Genomic DNA, 16,383 nt, shown 5'->3' on the forward strand with positions numbered 1-16,383 from the left:
CCCCCGCAAAGCAACCACCTACCGCTTCGAACCCAAAACCGACCCCATGACTCAACCGGCCCCGTCACCCCACCGACTCCACCCCGCTATTACCGCCGATCATCAGGTCTCTCACCCCCACGAACACGACGTATGAGCCTGAAATCGCGTCGCGTTCCTCGCCGTCAGCGGGCCGGGGCGATGCGGTCGACGAGAGCGCGGGCGCCGGGGATCGGGGTCGCGCCGAAGGTGCGGGCCGCCGGGCCGAGGCGGGTCGCCGCGAAGGACTCCGCGACGTTGGTCGGGGCGTAGCGCAGGAGCAGCGAGGCCTGGAGGACGAGGGCGAGCAGCTCCGCCAGGGCTCGGGCCCGTTCCGGAGCCGGGGCGTCGAGTTCGGCTCGGAGCCGGTGCAGAGCCGCGTCGTAGTGCGAGTTCGCGCCCGCCGCCGCGTCCAGCTCCGCGTCGATCGCGTCCCTTGTGGACGGTTGTTTCCCCAGCGCCCGCAGCAGGTCCAGGGCGGTGACGTTGCCCGAGCCCTCCCAGATCGACATCAGCGGCGCCTCCCGGTACAGGCGCGGCATGCCGGATTCCTCGACGTAACCGTTGCCGCCCAGGCATTCCAGCGCTTCGGCGACCACCGCGGGAGCGCGCTTGCAGACGTAGAACTTCGCCGCCGGGAGCGCCAGGCGCAGCAGATCGTGCTCGCCCTGCTCCACCGCCGCGGCCAGGCGCATCGCCAGCGTCGTCGCGGCTTCGGACTCCAGCGCCAGATCGGCCAGCACGTTCTGCATCAGCGGGAGGTCCACCAGGCGCTCGCCGAAAGCGCTGCGGTGCTGCACGTGGTGGGCCGCCTCGGACAGCGCGACGCGGATGTTGGCCGCCGAGCCCAGCACGCAGTCCATCCTGGTCATCGACACCATCTCGATGATGCAGCGGACGCCCCGGCCCTCCTCGCCGATCAGGTGGCCGATCGCGCCGGTGTACTCCAGCTCGGCCGAGGCGTTGGCCTTGTTGCCCAGCTTGTCCTTGAGCCGCTGCAGCCGGATCTCGTTGCGGCTGCCGTCCGGCAGCACTCGCGGCACCAGGAAGCAGCTCAGCCCGCCGGGCGCCTGGGCCAGCGTCAGGAACAGGTCGTTCATCGGCGCCGAGGTGAACCACTTGTGCCCGACCAGCCGGTAGGTGCCGTCGGCGAGCGGTTCGGCGGTCGTGGAGTTGGCCCGCACGTCCGAGCCGCCCTGCTTCTCGGTCATCGACATGCCGGCCAGCAGCGCCGCCTTCTCCGCCGGCGGCCGCAGCCCGAAGTCGTACTCCGTCGCGGCGAGCTTCGGCACGAACTCGGCGGCCAGCTCGGGGTTGTAGCGCAGCGCGGGCACCGCTGAGTACGTCATGGAGATCGGGCAGCTGTGCCCCGGCTCCACCTGCGACCACAGGTAGAAGCCCGCCGCGCGGCGCAGGTGCGCGCCGGGCCCGCGCGTCCACGGCGCGGCGTGCAGCCCGTGCTCGACGGCGCGCGACATCAGCCAGTGCCAGGACGGGTGGAACTCCACCTCGTCGACCCGGTTGCCGTAGCGGTCGTGGGTGCGCAGCTGCGGCGGGTTCTCGTTGGCGAGCCTGCCGTGCTCGCGCGCCTCCGCCGACCCGGCCTCCCTGGCCAGCGCGGTGAGGTCCCCGACGGCGTAGCGGGTGAGCGCCGAGCCCAGCGCCGGGTCGCAGGCCAGCGGGTCGAATCCGGACAGCGGTGGTGGCTGGTTGGCCACCTGGTGGGTGCCGAACACGCGCGGCTCGTCGGTGAGCGTCATGTCCGGAGCGTAGGCAGATCGCGCCCGCCGAGCGGGAAATCGGTGGATCGCACCGCCCGGACGGAGCAGTCGGAGCACGGGTCGGGCATTCGGCCAGCCGTCCGGGTGACCTCCCGGCCCGCCATCCGGCGATCGTCCACCTGGTGGTGTATCCAGGAGGCCATTCGTTTTCGCGGTCCACGTCGGGGGATGGACTAGTGACGGCTCGCAGCAAGCGCCACGGGAAGCACATGTGGAAAACGGCTCCGCTGTTCGGCGGGATGGCCAGGCAACGGGCGCGGAGGTGGGTCGCGGTCACCGCGCTGACGCCTGCGCTGCTGCTCCCGGTGACGCTGGTCGGAGCGTCCAGCTCCTTCCTCGCGGCACCGCAGGCCCCGCCGGGTGAGCGGACCGATCCGCGCGAGCTGGGCGTGACCGGTCAGCTCCCGCAGGCGCCGCAACCCGGCCCCGACCTGCTGGGACAGGCGGGCGATCCGCGCGAGCTGGCCGGTGGCGCCGAACGTCCGATCGACCTGCCCGCCGGTCCGCTCGGCATCCCAGCGCCCGTGCTGATCGCCTACCACCAGGCCGCGGACGCGGCGAACCGGAGCGCTCCGGGTTGCGGGCTGCACTGGTCGGTGCTGGCGTCGATCGGCCGCATCGAATCGGGCCACGCCCGTTCCGGCAGCGTCGACCTGCTGGGCACCACGGTGCGCGCGATCCTCGGCCCGCGGTTGTCCGGCGGTCCCGGGATCGCGGCGATCCCGGACACCGACGGCGGCGCGCTCGACGGCGACCCGGTGTGGGACCGCGCGGTCGGGCCGATGCAGTTCATCCCGTCGACCTGGCGGAAGTTCGCGGTGGACGGCAACGCCGACGGTGCCGCCAGCCCGCACAACGTCCACGACGCGGCCGCCGCCGCGGGGCAGTACCTCTGCAGCGGCGGCGGTGACCTGAGCGCGCCGCGCGAGCTGGCCTCGGCGGTGTTCCGCTACAACCACTCCGAGAGCTACGTGCGCACGGTGCTGGTCTGGGCGGCGGCCTACGCGAACGGCGTGACGCCGACGCCCTCGGAGCTGGCGCCGGAGGTCGACGACGTGCTCGCCGGCGAACGCCTGCCCGACGGCCCGGCCGTGCTGGCCCTGCCCGCCGAACCCGTCGCGCCTCCCGCGCCACCGGCACCGTCGTCCGGGCCGCCCGTGCCGTCCGGCGAGCCGCCGATTCCGTCCGGGGAGATGCCGACGCCGACCGGTGGTCCGGTGGCGCAGGCCGGTGAGATCAGCGTGGCGCCGCCGACGATCCCGGAGCCGACTCCGCCGAACCTGACCCCGTCGCCGTCCGCGCCCCCGTCCACCGACACCTCCGCGCCGCAGCCGACCGCTCCCGGAGCCCCGCCACCCGCAACCGAACCCGGCGCACCGCCGCCTGGAACCGGTGCTCCGTCGGAACCGGGCGCTCCGCCGCCCGCGTCCGGCCCCGGCACCCCGCCGCCCGTCGCGGGACCGGTGCCGCCCGCCGCACCTCCGGCATCGGAGCCCGTTCCGCCGGCCCCCGGCACCCCGCCGCCCGACGCGAAACCGGTGCCGCCCGCCGTAACCCCACCATCGGAAACCGCTCCGCCGACCCCCGGCGCACCGCCGTTGGCACCGCCGTCCGGCGTTGCGCCGCCGCCACCGTCCGTCACCGAGCCGTTGCCCGAAACGGGCGACCCCGCTCCGCCGCCCGTCGAGTCCTCGGGCACTTGCGATCCGGCCGTGCTGCGCCGCGGCGAGTTCGTCGCCGAGCAGCCTGCGCCGGGCACCTCGATCGCGCCGGGGACCACCGATCCGGCCACCCTGGTGCCGGGCCAGGAGGTCTTCGTCCAGCTCGGCCCGGGGGCCTTCGCGACCTGCACAACGGGAATTCCCACGCCTCCGCGGTGAGCTCCGCAGGGCTTGCCGGGCCCGGTGGACCCGGCAAGTAGCGTGGACATCAGGGCTGCGCGAAGCGGAGGAGGACTCGGATGTCACGGGTTGCGGCGATCGACTGCGGGACGAACTCGATCCGGCTGCTGGTGGCCGATGTGACGGTGCATGACGACGGTCGGCGCGATCTGCGCGACGTGTACCGCGGGATGCGGATCGTCCGCCTCGGCCAGGGCGTGGACGCCACCGGGCGGCTCGCCGACGAGGCGTTGGAGCGGACCAGGGCGGCGCTGGCCGACTACGCCGCGATCGCCGTCCGCAAGGGCGTCGAGCGGATCCGCATGGTGGCGACCTCGGCGACCAGGGACGCGGCCAACCGCGAGGACTTCTTCGCCATGGTGCGGGACACGCTCGGCGTCGACGCCGAGGTGATCAGCGGCGACGAGGAGGCCCGGCTGTCGTTCACCGGCGCGGTCGGCGACCTCGACCCGCTGGACGGCCCGTTCGTGGTCACCGACGTCGGCGGCGGTTCCACCGAGGTCGTGGTCGGCACCTGGGACGGCGTGCGCGCCGACATCGCGGCCGCGCACTCGGCCGACGTGGGCTGCGTGCGGCTGACCGAGCGCTGCCTGCACACCGATCCGCCCACCGACGAGGAGGTGCGGGAGGCGGAGAAGGTGGCCCGGCAGGTGCTCGACGAGGCGTTCGCCGCGGTGGACTGCTCGGGCGCGAAGACCTGGGTCGGGGTCGCCGGAACTGCGACCACCTTGTCGGCGATCGCGCAGGACCTACCGGAATACGACCCGGCGGCAATTCATCTTTCCCGTATTTCCCAGAGCCGGGTCGAACGAATCACCGAAGATCTGCTCGGCATGTCGCACGATGAACGCTCCGCAATCGGTTCGATGCACCCCGGGAGGGTGGACGTCATCGGCGGTGGTGCGCTGGTGATCAAGGTTCTCGCGGAGGAATTGGCGGAGCGGGCCGGGATTACCGGGGTTACTGTCAGTGAGCACGACATCCTCGACGGTATAGCCCTGTCTATCAGCTAGTTCTCACCATGTGGAAGTCAGATTCCATCTTTTGGGTGACAACTGTTCTGAATCGAATCAGAAAGTGACGGATTTGTGACAGTGCACCGGAGTGATCTGGTTCTCCCTTATGTTTACGCTCGTCTGACGCGGCGGTGAATGATCCGCTGCGCGTGATGCCCTGGGAATGAACCTCCGGGGAGCGCGTGGAAACAGGAGGACGCTAAATGCGGAAACGACGCTTGGTCGCCTGGGTCGCGGCCCCGCTCGCGGTGGGGTTGTTCGCCAGCGCCTGCGGCGGTGGCGGTGGTGCCCAGGCCGGTGACGGCATCGTCTCGGTCAACCACACCGAGCCCGAGAACCCGCTGGTGCCGAGCAACACCACCGAGACCGGTGGTGGCAACGTGCTGAAGGCGATGTTCACCGGCCTGGTCGACTACGACGAGAAGACGACCGAGCCGTACAACGCGGTCGCCGAGTCGATCGACACGACCGACAACAAGGTCTTCAAGATCAAGCTCAAGCCGGGTTGGACCTTCCACGACGGCACGCCGGTCACGTCGAACAGCTTCGTGAAGGCCTGGAACTTCGCCGCCTACGGCCCGAACGGCCAGTCCGCCACGTCCTTCTTCGAGCACATCGAGGGCTACAAGGAGGTCAACCCGGGCGGGGAAGAGGGCGATGGCCCGGCTCCCACCGCCAAGGAGATGTCCGGCCTGAAGGTCGTCGACGACCTGAACTTCGAGGTCACCCTCGACGCGCCGTTCGCCACCTTCCCGGTGATGCTCGGCTACACCGCGTTCTCGCCGCTGCCGGAGAGCTTCTACGCCGACCAGAAGGCGTTCGAGGAGCACCCGGTCGGCAACGGTCCGTTCAAGTGGGACTCGCGGCAGCCGAACGCGTTCATCAAGCTCACCAAGTACGACCAGTACGCGGGCAAGAACAAGCCGGCGATCAACGGCATCGAGTTCCGCATCTACAACGAGCTGGAGACCGCCTACCAGGACCTGGTCTCGGGCAACCTCGACTTCGTCGACCAGCTGCCGCCGTCGGCGATGGTCGGTGACAAGTGGAAGACCGACCTGCAGGACCGCGGCGAGTCCAAGGCGATCCTGAGCAACAACGCGCTGCAGGTCCCGCTGTACGACCCGAAGTACCAGAACCCGAAGGTGCGGCAGGCCCTCTCGATGGCCATCGACCGCAAGCAGATCACCTCGACGGTCTTCCAGAACAGCTACGAGCCGGCCACCGGCTGGGTCATCGCCGACGCCATCCCGGGCTACCAGGCCGGCGGCTGCGGTGAGTTCTGCGAGTTCAACCCGGAGAAGGCCAAGCAGCTGCTGACCGAGGCGGGCTTCCAGGGCCCGGTCACCATCACCTCGAACTCCGACGGTGGTCACAAGGAGTGGATCGAGGCGATCTGCGGCCAGTTCAAGAACAACCTGGGCGTGGACTGCGTCTACAACCCGGTGCCGACGTTCGCCGAGTTCCTGAAGATGCACAAGGAGAACGCCCACAACGGGCCGTTCCGCTTCGGCTGGCTGGGTGACTACCCGGCGGCGGAGACCTTCCTGGGCAAGATCTACCGCACCGGTGCGTCGTCGAACTACATGCGCTACGACAGCCCCGAGTTCAACGAGGCGATGAACCGCGCTGACCAGGCGCCCAGCGTGGAAGAGGGCAACAAGCTCTACTTCGAGGCCGAGAAGGTCCTGGCCAAGGACATGCCGTCCATCCCGCTTTGGAACCAGAAGGCCGTCGTCGGCTGGTCCGACCGGCTGGAAGGTGCGACGGTGACCTTTGACCGGAACTTGAACTTCGAGACGGTCAAGCTGAAGTCCTGATCGGGTGAGTCCGGGTCCGGCCCGATGCGGGCCGGACCCGACTTGCGTCCTGGAGGAGGTTGACGTGGGACGCTACGTGCTGCGGCGGTTGCTGCAGCTGATCCCGGTGTTCATCGGGACGACGTTCATCATCTACGCCCTTATCTGGGCGTTGCCCGGTGATCCGTTCGCCGGCCGCTGCGGGGACCGGCCGTGCCCGCCCGCCTACATCGCGGAGATGACCGAGAAGTACAACCTGAACGACCCGGTGATCGTTCAGTACTTCAAGTACCTGGGGCAGATCCTCACAGGTGACTTCGGCGAGACGTTCTCGGGCATCGCGGTCAACCAGCTGGTTGCCGACGCCTACCCGATCACCCTGCGGCTGGCCGTCGTGGCGCTGGCCTTCGCTGCGCTGATCGGTGTCGGCGCGGGCATCCTGACCGGTCTGCGCGGGCGCGGGTTCGCCGACAACCTCGTGCTGGTCTCGACCCTGTTCCTGATCTCGCTTCCGGTGTTCGTCACCGGCTTCATCCTGCAGGTCGTGCTGGGCACCGAGCTGGGCATCATCACGCCGAGCGTGAGCTCCCAGGCCACCTGGGGCGAGCTGATCGTGCCGGGCTTCGTGCTGGGCAGCACGTCGATGGCCTACGTGGCGCGGCTGACCCGCACCAGCCTGATGGAGAACAAGCGCGCCGACTACGTGCGCACCGCCGTGGCCAAGGGCCTCGAGCCGAAGCGGGTCGTCGGCGTGCACCTGCTGCGCAACTCGCTGATCCCGGTGATCACGTTCCTGGGCACCGAGCTCGGCGCGCTCATGGGCGGTGCCATCGTCACCGAGGGCATCTTCAACATTCGGGGCATCGGCGGGCTGGTCTACAAGGCCATCCTCACCAAGGAAGGCACCACGGTCGTCGGCATCGTGACCTTGCTGGTCCTGGTGTACCTGCTGATGAACCTGCTCGTGGACATGCTCTACGCGGTGCTCGACCCGAGGATCCGATATGACTGAATCCAGCGCTGCCAGCCTGACCTCAGATCCGGCCCCGACCGGGCCGGAGACCGCGGCGGAGAAACCGGCCAAGAACCAGAAGGCGCGCGGGCTGTGGGGCGACGCCTGGCGCGACCTGCGCAAGCGGCCGATCTTCCTGATCTCGATCGCGATCATCTTCGTGCTGCTGGTGATGTCCGCCTTCCCGCAGCTGTTCACCTCGGTGGACCCCAATCACATGGACCTGGCCAGGTCCCGGCAGAAGCCGTCGGCGGAGGCCTGGTTCGGGTACGACACGCAGGGCCGCGACATCTACGCCCGCGCCATCTACGGGGCCCGCGCCTCGATCATCGTCGGCGTCATGGCGACCCTGCTGACGGTGGTGATCGGTTCGATCTTCGGCCTGATCGCCGGTTACTTCGGCGGTTGGCTGGACAACCTGCTGTCCCGGTTCGGCGAGATCTTCCTCGGCCTGCCGTTCGTGCTCGGCGCGATCGTCATCCTGACCACGCTGAACCCGGCGACCGAGATCCCCGACGCCTTCAAGATCACTTCGCTGGTGATCCTGTCGATCTCGATCCTGTCCTGGCCGATCTCGATGCGGATCATGCGGTCCGCGGCGATCTCGGCGCGCAACCAGGACTACGTCAAGGCCGCGCGCGCCCTGGGCGCCGGACCGGTGCGGATCATCCTGCGGCACATGCTGCCGAACTGCCTGGCGCCGGTCCTGGTGTACGCCACGATCGCGCTCGGGTCCTTCATCGCCGTCGAGGCGACGCTGTCGTTCCTCGGCCTGGGGCTGCGGTCCCCGGTGGTGTCCTGGGGCGTGATGATCGCCGACTCGCGCCAGTACATCACCGTCGCGCCGCACCTGCTGGTCTTCCCGGCGGCGTTCCTGGTGGTCACGGTGCTGGCGTTCGTGATGCTCGGGGACGCCGTGCGCGACGCGCTCGACCCGAAGCAGAAGTAGGAGAATCCCTTTGTCTACTGAGGACGAGAAGACCGCGGGGGAACGCCTGCTGGAGGTCGAGGACCTGCACGTGGAGTTCCGCACCCGCGACGGGGTGGCCAAGGTCCTCAACGGCGTCAACTACCACGTCGACGCCGGTGAGACCTTGGCGGTGCTGGGCGAGTCCGGCTCCGGCAAGAGCGTCACCGCGCAGACCGTCATGGGCATCCTCGACATCCCGCCGGGGGCGATCACCGGGGGCGCGATCCGCTACCGCGGTGAGGACCTGCTGGCCGCTTCCGACAGCCGGCGGCGCGAGCTGCGCGGCGAGTCGATGGCGATGATCTTCCAGGACGCGCTGTCCGCGCTGAACCCGGTCTACACGGTCGGGTTCCAGATCGCCGAGCAGCTCCGGCTGCGTCGTGGCATGTCCCGCAAGGACGCCATGAACAAGGCGGTCGACCTGCTGGACCAGGTGAAGATCCCGAACGCCAAGCAGCGCGTGAAGGAGTACCCGCACCAGTTCTCCGGCGGCATGCGGCAGCGCGCCATGATCGCGATGTCGCTGGCCCTGGACCCGACCCTGCTCATCGCCGACGAGCCGACCACCGCGCTGGACGTCACGGTGCAGGCGCAGATCATGGACCTGCTCGACGAGCTGCGCCGCGAGCGCGGCATGGGCCTGATCCTGATCACCCACGACCTGGGCGTGGTCGCCGAGGTCGCGGACCGGATCGTGGTGATGTACGCCGGGCGGATCGTGGAGTCCTCCGACGCGTACTCGCTGTACAAGAAGCCGGGTCACCCCTACACCGAGGGGCTGATGCGGTCGATCCCGCGGCTGGACCTCAAGGGCCAGGAGCTGGAGACGATCAAGGGCCTGCCGCCGAACCTGCTCGCGGCGCCGCCGGGCTGCCCGTTCCACCCGCGCTGCCCGCGCGCCGAGGAGCGCTGCAGCACGGAGGTTCCAGCGAACCACCAGCTCGGGCTGGGCCGGATCAGCGCCTGCCACTTCGCCGAGGAGTTGATGAGCCGTGGCTGAGCCGATCCTCCAGGTGAAGGACCTGGTCAAGCACTTCCCGGTGACGCGGGGCGTGCTGTTCAAGCGGACCATCGGGCAGGTGCGGGCCGTCGACGGCGTGTCGTTCGACCTGAACAAGGGCGAGACGCTCGGCGTGGTCGGCGAGTCCGGCTGCGGCAAGTCGACCCTGGCGCAGGTGCTGATGCGGCTGGAGAAGCCGACCAGCGGCAGCGCGCTGTTCGAGGGCCGCGACATGTTCAAGATGCGCGGCGCCGAGCTGCGCAAGCTGCGGCGCGACCTGCAGATCGTGCTGCAGGACCCGTACACCTCGCTGAACCCGCGGCGCACCGTCGGCGACATCGTCGGCGAGCCCTTCGAGATCCACCCGGAGGTGGCGCCGAAGGGCGAGCGGCGGCGCAAGGTGCAGGAGCTGCTGGAGGTGGTGGGGCTCAACCCCGAGCACATCCAGCGCTACCCGCACCAGTTCTCCGGCGGTCAGCGGCAGCGCATCGGCATCGCGCGGGCGCTGGCGCTCAAGCCGAAGGTGATCGTCTGCGACGAGCCGGTGTCGGCGCTGGACGTCTCCATCCAGGCGCAGGTGATGAACCTGCTCGGAGACCTCCAGAAGGAGTTCGGCCTGTCCTACGTCTTCATCGCCCACGACCTCGGGGTGGTCCGCCACCTGTCGGACCGGGTGGCGGTGATGTACCTGGGCAAGATGGTCGAGATCGGCACGGACGAGCAGATCTACGAGCACCCGCAGCACCCGTACACGCAGGCGCTGCTGTCCTCGGTGCCGGTTCCGGACCCGACCTTGCGCGGCAAGCGCGAGATCATCCGCCTGACCGGTGACGTCCCGAGCCCGGCGAACCCCCCGTCGGGCTGCCGCTTCCGCACCCGCTGCTGGAAGGCCCAGGACCGCTGCGCGGAGGAGGTCCCCCAGCTGGAGGTCCGCCTCGGCAACCACCCCTCGGCCTGCCACTTCGCGGAGGAACGCCCCCACGTGGTCTCCTGACGCGAAGCTCGTCGAGGTGAAGGGCACCTTTCGCCAAGTTAGTTGGCGAAAGGTGCCCTTCACTCATCACCGGACCGAGTGGTTCACCCGCCGAGCGCGCCGCTCTCGAGGGCGCGCACGAACGCCCGCCGCTGACTCCCCATCGGCTGGAGTCATCACGTTGGCGATGGCTGATCTGCTGTCCGCACATCGCGCGAGGAAGGGGCCGCCATGACTGTTCGAAGTGACGCTCCGGGAAGCGAGTTGGTCTGTCCTGAGTGCGGAGCGCCGGCGAAACCCCGCTCGTGCGAGGAGCTCTTCCAAGACGTGCTCGCGCTCGATCACTCCCGCCGTCCGCCATGGGGGCCTCTGCACGGCGTCACGGTCGCCTGTTTCCTCCTCCAGCACCCCCGCCGCTCGCCCGCCTCTGGGCGCGGCCGGGCCTGGGCGATCCTGAACACCTACGTCGACGAAGGTCTTGCGGCCACCACGCGGCTCACCGAACGAGTTCGCCGCGCCAACTCCCACCGAAACAGCGGCGCCGCGCTACCCGACAGCGGGCCCGGCATGTCAGACCCGCCCGCAGTCTTCGGCGTCACCATCGCCGACGTCGCTCGAGACGGCACCTTCCCCGCCGACGGCTTCCCGGAACGCGTCACCGCCTGGGCGGAGGACACCATCACCGCATGGCGAGGGGCGAGCGGAGGGCGTTGAGGACGAGCTCGATCTCCTGGGGCGCGCGCTTCTCGGCTGCTGCGCGGCGGTGCATGGTGGTGCAGCCGATGATCAGCGAGTGGAGCTCCGCCGGGGTGATCTCGGCGCGCACCGCACCGGAGCGCTGCGCTCGTTCGAGGAGGATTCCGAGCGCGATGTCGAAGTCGTGGGCCAGGCAGGTCGCTTCCGCTCGGCTGCCGGTCGATTCCAGCGCGTCGCAGATGTCCTTGTTGAGCGCGGCCTGTTCGACGACCAGGCGGAAGTAGTCGAAGAAGGCCTGGCCGGGGTCGTCGGCCTCCGCCAAGTCGCGGGCCCGGTCGACCATGCGCCGGATCCGCTCGGAGACGACCGCGTTGAACAGCGCTTCCTTGGTGGGGAAGTGGCGGTAGACCGTGCCCGGGCCCACTCCTGCGCGGCGGGCGATGTCGTCCAGCGGGACCGCGAGGCCTTCAGCGGCGAACAGCTCTTGAGCCGCGGCGAGCACGCGATCCCGATTGCGCTGGGCGTCCGCGCGCAGTCGTTTCCCCTGGTTGTTCGTGGCCGTCACGTCCTGATCCTAGCGCGCCCGTGGACAACCGGGGCGTGCGTTCCGTATAGTCGCCGGAGGTAAGCGGGGCGACCGTTCCGCTTCGTTCCGGATCAGCGGAGGCAGCAGTGTCCACAGCAGACAAGACCGTGCTCGTCGTCGGTGCCACCGGTCAGCAGGGCGGTGCCACGGCGACCCACCTGCTGAAGCGGGGCTGGCGAGTGCGCGCCTTCACCCGCAGCGCCGCGGGCGCGGCGGCCCGGAGGCTCGCCGACGCGGGAGCGGAGGTGGTCGAAGGCGACATGGGCGACCGGGCGGCGCTCGACTCGGCGATGCGCGGTGTGCAAGGGGTTTTCAGCGTTCAGCCGACCTTCGTCACGCAGGAGCTGACGCCGGACATCGAGCCCGAGGACGAAGTCCGGTGGGGCGAGAACGTGGCCAGTGCTGCGAAGGACGCCGGAGTCGGGCACCTCGTCTACGCTTCGGCGTTCAACGCGGAGCGGGCGACCGGCATCCCGACCCTGGAGAACAAGCGTGCGGTCGAGCAGCACATCCGCGAGCTCGGCGTACCGGCCACGATGCTGCGGCCGGTGTCGTTCATGGAGAACTACCTGGCGATGATGCCGGGCCAGTCGGCCCGCGACGGCGAGCTGGTCAGCGCGGTCCGGGCGGACGTGTCGCAACCGCTGATCGCGCTGGAGGACATCGGGGCCTTCGCCGCGCTGGCGTTCGAGAACCCGGACACCTACGTCGGTGAAGCGCTGGAGATCGCCGGTGATTCGCTCACGCCGCCGCAGATCGCCGCCGCGCTCTCCCGCGCGGCGGGCCGCGAGTTCCGCCACGTCGAGATGCCGCTCGAACCGCTCCGCGACCAGAACCCGGTCCTGTACCGCGCCTACAAGGCGCTCAACGAACTCGACCTCAGCGCCGTGGACGTCCCGGCCCTCCGCAAGATCCACCCGGGCCTGCTCACCTTCGAGTCCTGGCTCGCCGGGCAGCACCTCGCGGGCTGATCTCGTGCGACCCGGATCTCCGCGTCCGGTGCGGACTTCCGCAAGACCGCAAACCGGATCCGGCGATCGGGGCTCGCCGGTGTGAGTGAGCGCCACCATCGCGAGGTGAACCCCGGCGCCGTCGGGTGGTGCCGCGGGCGGGGAGGACCACGAGCCGGTACTCGTTGACGCAGCACCAGACCGGCACTCGGGGACGGTCTTCCGATGGGGATCGCGGACAGGCGCCGACTTCGGCGAGACCCGCTGGGTCTCATGGAGGATCTGTACCGCAGCACCTCAGCGGACGTGTTCCGGCTGCCCGGGGGCGGCTGGTGCGTCAGGAACACGAATCTCGCGTGGAACCTGCTTCGGGACCCGGACTTCCACGAAGGGCCGTCCGGCTTCTTCGGGCCGCTGCTGACCTCGCGGCAGTCCCAAGTCGAGGTCGGCCGCGCCGTCCGGGACTTCCTCCGAGCGCGGATGCCCGAGTGCCGCGACCGGCTCGTGGCGGCCGTCGCCGGCCTGCCCGCCGACAGCCGGTGGCCCGAAGCGGCGACCGGACTCGTGCACCGGGCCCTGGGCGACCTGCTGCTGGCTCCTGACTCCCCGCCCGAGCTGCGGCGGCTGGCCGAACGGGCCGTGCGCGGTGGCGTGATCGTCCGCCTTTCACGCGTGCGGCAACGAGCGTGGGCGGAGGTGCTGCGCAAGCGGTTCCTGTCTGCGCTGACCGAGGAAGTGCGGCGGCGGCTGGCAGCTGGCGCTGCTGTTCGCGGGCCCCGCGACATGCTGGACGCCGTCATCCGAGCGCGCCCCGGTTCCCTCACCCACCGGGATACCGCTGTGCTGTACCTGATGTTCTTCAGGGCGATCGTGGTGCCCATCAGCTCCTCGGTGGCGTGGTCGGTGCTGCTGGCCTGCGTTCACGGGTCGTCGGGGCCCTGGCCGATCGACGCCGTCGTGCGCGAATCGTCGCGGCACCGCCCGAGCGTGTGGATGATCAGCCGCCCCGTTCCAGCTGCCACCGACATCGCCGGAATCACCTTCCGGCCGGGCGACCTGCTGTCCATCAGCCCCTACCTGCTCCACCACGACGAACAGCACTGGACCGACCCCGGTGAATTCCGGCCCGAGCGCTGGAGCGAACCGGGCGGGCGCGGCCCGTACATCCCCTTCGGCGCAGGGCCGTTCATCTGCTCCGGGGCCGCCGTCGCGCAGGAGCTGGTGGTCGAAGTCGTGACCGCGGTGGCCAGGAATGCCGACATGGCCGTTTCCAGCGCTGACACGCGCCCGACGGTGGAGGAGGTTGCCGTCCCCCGGCCCTTCACGCTGCACCGCACCACCCGAGCCACCAGGGGAAGCGCGTTCCTGGAAGGAGGTGAAGCACCATGGCCACGCTGCGACGCATCTTCAACCGCCAGCCGTCCCGACGTTGGTACTGGTACGCCGGCTGAGAACTAGCCGCTGCACCGGTGTCATGAGCCGGGTGGCCCGGACGTCGACTTCCAGGACGTCCAGGTCACCCGGCTCCGCCGCATCAGGTGCCGAGGCGGGGGAAGGGGCGGGTGGAGAAGACCACTTCCACCGGGACTTCGAAGTGCTCCGCGATCCGGAGGGCCAGGTGGAGGCTCGGGCTGTACTCGCCCCGCTCCAGGTAGCCCACCGTCTGGTAGTGCACGCCGAGGGCTTCGGCCAGTTCGCGGCGGGAGGTTCCGCGTTCCGCGCGCAGCATCGCGATGCGGTTGTAGATCGTTTCGCTCATGTTCCCTCTCAGACCACGCGCTGCATGGCCTTCTCGCGCCGTGCCGCCACGGTGGAGCCGGACTCGCGCCGCGCCATCCGGCGCAGCACCACCGGGGCGATGACGAGCCCGACGACCGACCACAGGCCGAGCACTCCGATGGTCTCCAGGTGCCGCCAGGACTCGCCGATCTCGACCGCCATCATCTCGTCCGGCAGCAGCGCCGAGCGCATGCCCAGGCCGAGCCAGTAGACCGGGAAGACCTGCGCGATCCACTGCACCCACTCCGGGAACGTGGTGATGGGGAAGAAGATCCCGGAGATCACGATCAGCCCGATCATCGGCAGCATGATCAGCGCCATGCTGCTCGGGCTGGTGAACAGCGAACCGACGGTCGCCCCGATCGGGATCGTCGCGACCAGGCCCAGCACCGTCATGCCGAGCATGCCCAGCAGCGAGCCGATGCCGAGCGTGAAGCCCTCGAACATCACCAGCGACGGGATCAGCAGGATCGCGATGCTGGTCAGGGTCATGCCGGTGACCAGCACGAGCTTGCCGATCAGGTAGCCGAGCGTGCCGTGCGGCATGGCCTTGGCGCGCAGCAGCGTGCCGTCCTCGCGCTCGGTGACCATCAGCTGCCCCAGGCTGACCAGCCCGCCGAAGGCGATGGTCATGCCGAGCACCCCGGGCACGCTGGTGGCGCCGAGCGAGATGCCCGGGACCACGGCTTCGCGCTGGAAGGACAGCACCCCGAGCAGGATCAGGGTCGGCATCAGGTAGCCCAGCAGGTCCTGCCGGTTGCCCCAGGTCTGGCGGAACTCGATCCACCCGCGCCGCAGTCCGACGCGCACCGCGTTGGCGTTCACCGCTGCACCTCCACGTTCGCGAACTGCAGCGCGGCGGCCTCGCCGCGCCCGGACTCGTGCGCCTGCACCAGCGCCATGTAGGTGTCCTCCAGCGTCGCCCGGCGCACTTCGAGGTCGGCGACGGCCTCGCCGTGCTGCGCGAACAGCTCCCGGACGAAACCGGTCGCGTCCGCCGCGGAGTGCACGTACCTGGTGCCGTCGACGGACCACTTGATCTCGGAATCGGCGGCGACCTGGCGGGAGAGCTGGTCGGCGGAACCGTCGGCGACGATGCGCCCGCCCGCCAGGACCAGGATGCGGTCGGCCAGCTTCTCGGCCTCGTCCAGGTCGTGCGTGGTGAGCAGGATGGTGGTGTTGTCGTCGGCGAGCTGGTGCACCAGGTCGTGGAACTCGCGGCGGGCCTGCGGGTCGAAGCCGACCGTCGGTTCGTCCAGGAACAGCAGCTCCGGGCGGCCGACGATGCCGATCGCCACGTCCAGCCGGCGTCGCTGGCCGCCGGAGAGCTGCCGGATCCGCTTGCCCGCGTGCTCGGTCAGGCCGACGGCCTGGATCAGCTCGTCGGTGTTCCACGGCTCGGCGTAGGGCGTGTAGTAGCCGCGCAGGTGCGACAGCAGCTCGTGCACCCGCCACTTGCCGTGGTCGCGCCAGGACTGCAGCACGATGCCGAGCCGCGCCCGCCAGCGCTCGTCGCCGTGCGCCGGGTCGGCGTCGAGGACCCGGACGTCGCCGCCCGAGCGCATCCGGAAGCCCTCCAGGATCTCGATCGTGGTGCTCTTGCCCGCCCCGTTGGGCCCCAGCAGCGCCACCACCTCACCGCGGCGGGCGGTGAAGTCGACGCCTTTGAGCACGTCGGTCGTGCCGTAGGTCATCCGCAGGTCTTTGACGTCGAGCGCGGTCCCGGCCAACGCCGCAGGTTCGTTGGTCGCTGTCATCTCCCCAGTACTTTCTGTATTGAGAATTCGTCTTGATGTAGTACACATACTACATTCAGCGGACTGGGCTGATCGTGTGTGGCGCGGATCTCAGCGCGGTATAGATCGACTTCAGCGGCGTCGGCCGGAGGTCGGGGGTCCGACA

At 69.8% G+C, this 16,383-nt stretch carries 15 protein-coding genes; 10 read left to right on the top strand and 5 right to left on the bottom strand.

Features of this window, described 5'->3' with window-relative positions; genetic code table 11:
- Positions 1-164: 164 nt before the first annotated feature.
- On the bottom strand, positions 165-1,778 hold the full coding sequence (locus OU416_RS28685; RefSeq protein WP_372907214.1) for an acyl-CoA dehydrogenase family protein: 1,614 nt from the start codon (positions 1,776-1,778) through the stop codon (positions 165-167).
- Positions 1,779-2,008: 230 nt separating this feature from the next.
- On the opposite strand from OU416_RS28685, the gene OU416_RS28690 reads away from it, so the two are divergent.
- From OU416_RS28690 to OU416_RS28725, 8 genes are all read left to right on the top strand, one after another.
- Positions 2,009-3,679 (top strand): lytic transglycosylase domain-containing protein, encoded by a 1,671-nt coding sequence (locus OU416_RS28690; protein WP_270930149.1) that lies wholly within the window; start codon positions 2,009-2,011, stop codon positions 3,677-3,679.
- Between the two features lie 80 nt (positions 3,680-3,759).
- The gene (locus OU416_RS28695; protein ID WP_270930150.1) at positions 3,760-4,713 is read left to right on the top strand and encodes a Ppx/GppA phosphatase family protein; all 954 of its coding nucleotides are present in this window, start codon (positions 3,760-3,762) and stop codon (positions 4,711-4,713) included.
- A gap of 206 nt (positions 4,714-4,919) precedes the next feature.
- On the top strand, positions 4,920-6,536 hold the full coding sequence (locus OU416_RS28700) for a peptide ABC transporter substrate-binding protein (protein ID WP_270930151.1): 1,617 nt from the start codon (positions 4,920-4,922) through the stop codon (positions 6,534-6,536).
- Positions 6,537-6,600: 64 nt separating this feature from the next.
- A complete protein-coding gene (locus OU416_RS28705) occupies positions 6,601-7,527 on the top strand; it encodes an ABC transporter permease (RefSeq protein ID WP_270930152.1) in 927 nt (308 codons plus the stop codon).
- Positions 7,520-8,476: an ABC transporter permease gene (locus OU416_RS28710; protein ID WP_270930153.1), complete on the top strand. Its 957-nt coding sequence runs from the start codon at positions 7,520-7,522 to the stop codon at positions 8,474-8,476. Before OU416_RS28705 ends, OU416_RS28710 begins: the two co-directional genes overlap by 8 nt.
- Positions 8,477-8,486: 10 nt before the next feature.
- The gene (locus tag OU416_RS28715) at positions 8,487-9,497 is read left to right on the top strand and encodes an ABC transporter ATP-binding protein (RefSeq protein ID WP_270930154.1); all 1,011 of its coding nucleotides are present in this window, start codon (positions 8,487-8,489) and stop codon (positions 9,495-9,497) included.
- Positions 9,490-10,491, top strand: coding sequence for an ABC transporter ATP-binding protein (locus tag OU416_RS28720; protein WP_270930155.1), 1,002 nt, complete (start codon positions 9,490-9,492; stop codon positions 10,489-10,491). Before OU416_RS28715 ends, OU416_RS28720 begins: the two co-directional genes overlap by 8 nt.
- A 306-nt stretch (positions 10,492-10,797) precedes the next feature.
- Positions 10,798-11,184 (top strand): DUF5946 family protein, encoded by a 387-nt coding sequence (locus OU416_RS28725; protein WP_270930156.1) that lies wholly within the window; start codon positions 10,798-10,800, stop codon positions 11,182-11,184.
- On the opposite strand, the gene OU416_RS28730 is transcribed toward OU416_RS28725, so the two are convergent.
- A complete protein-coding gene (locus tag OU416_RS28730) occupies positions 11,150-11,731 on the bottom strand; it encodes a TetR/AcrR family transcriptional regulator (RefSeq protein WP_270930157.1) in 582 nt (193 codons plus the stop codon). The two genes, OU416_RS28725 and OU416_RS28730, sit on opposite strands and share 35 nt — an antisense overlap.
- A 107-nt stretch (positions 11,732-11,838) precedes the next feature.
- Between OU416_RS28730 and OU416_RS28735 the strand changes: the two genes are divergently transcribed.
- Both OU416_RS28735 and OU416_RS28740 read left to right on the top strand, forming a co-directional pair.
- A complete protein-coding gene (locus OU416_RS28735; RefSeq protein WP_270930158.1) occupies positions 11,839-12,723 on the top strand; it encodes an NmrA/HSCARG family protein in 885 nt (294 codons plus the stop codon).
- Positions 12,724-12,975: 252 nt separating this feature from the next.
- Positions 12,976-14,160, top strand: a complete 1,185-nt coding sequence (locus OU416_RS28740) for a cytochrome P450 (RefSeq protein WP_270930159.1) — start codon at positions 12,976-12,978, stop codon at positions 14,158-14,160.
- A 76-nt stretch (positions 14,161-14,236) separates the two neighbouring features.
- On the opposite strand, the gene OU416_RS28745 is transcribed toward OU416_RS28740, so the two are convergent.
- From OU416_RS28745 to OU416_RS28755, 3 genes are read right to left on the bottom strand one after another with little or no spacing between them, the layout of a single operon-like run.
- Positions 14,237-14,461 carry a helix-turn-helix transcriptional regulator gene (locus tag OU416_RS28745; protein ID WP_270930160.1) on the bottom strand — a complete coding sequence of 75 codons (225 nt, stop codon included), beginning with the start codon at positions 14,459-14,461 and terminating at the stop codon, positions 14,237-14,239.
- Between the two features lie 8 nt (positions 14,462-14,469).
- Complete coding sequence (locus tag OU416_RS28750) at positions 14,470-15,306, bottom strand: ABC transporter permease (RefSeq protein ID WP_270930161.1); 837 nt, start codon at positions 15,304-15,306, stop codon at positions 14,470-14,472.
- Complete coding sequence (locus tag OU416_RS28755) at positions 15,303-16,238, bottom strand: ABC transporter ATP-binding protein (RefSeq protein WP_270930162.1); 936 nt, start codon at positions 16,236-16,238, stop codon at positions 15,303-15,305. Before OU416_RS28755 ends, OU416_RS28750 begins: the two co-directional genes overlap by 4 nt.
- Positions 16,239-16,383 lie beyond the last annotated feature (145 nt).

It is taken from the genome of Saccharopolyspora indica (assembly GCF_027853965.1).
GTDB lineage: Bacteria > Actinomycetota > Actinomycetes > Mycobacteriales > Pseudonocardiaceae > Saccharopolyspora > Saccharopolyspora indica.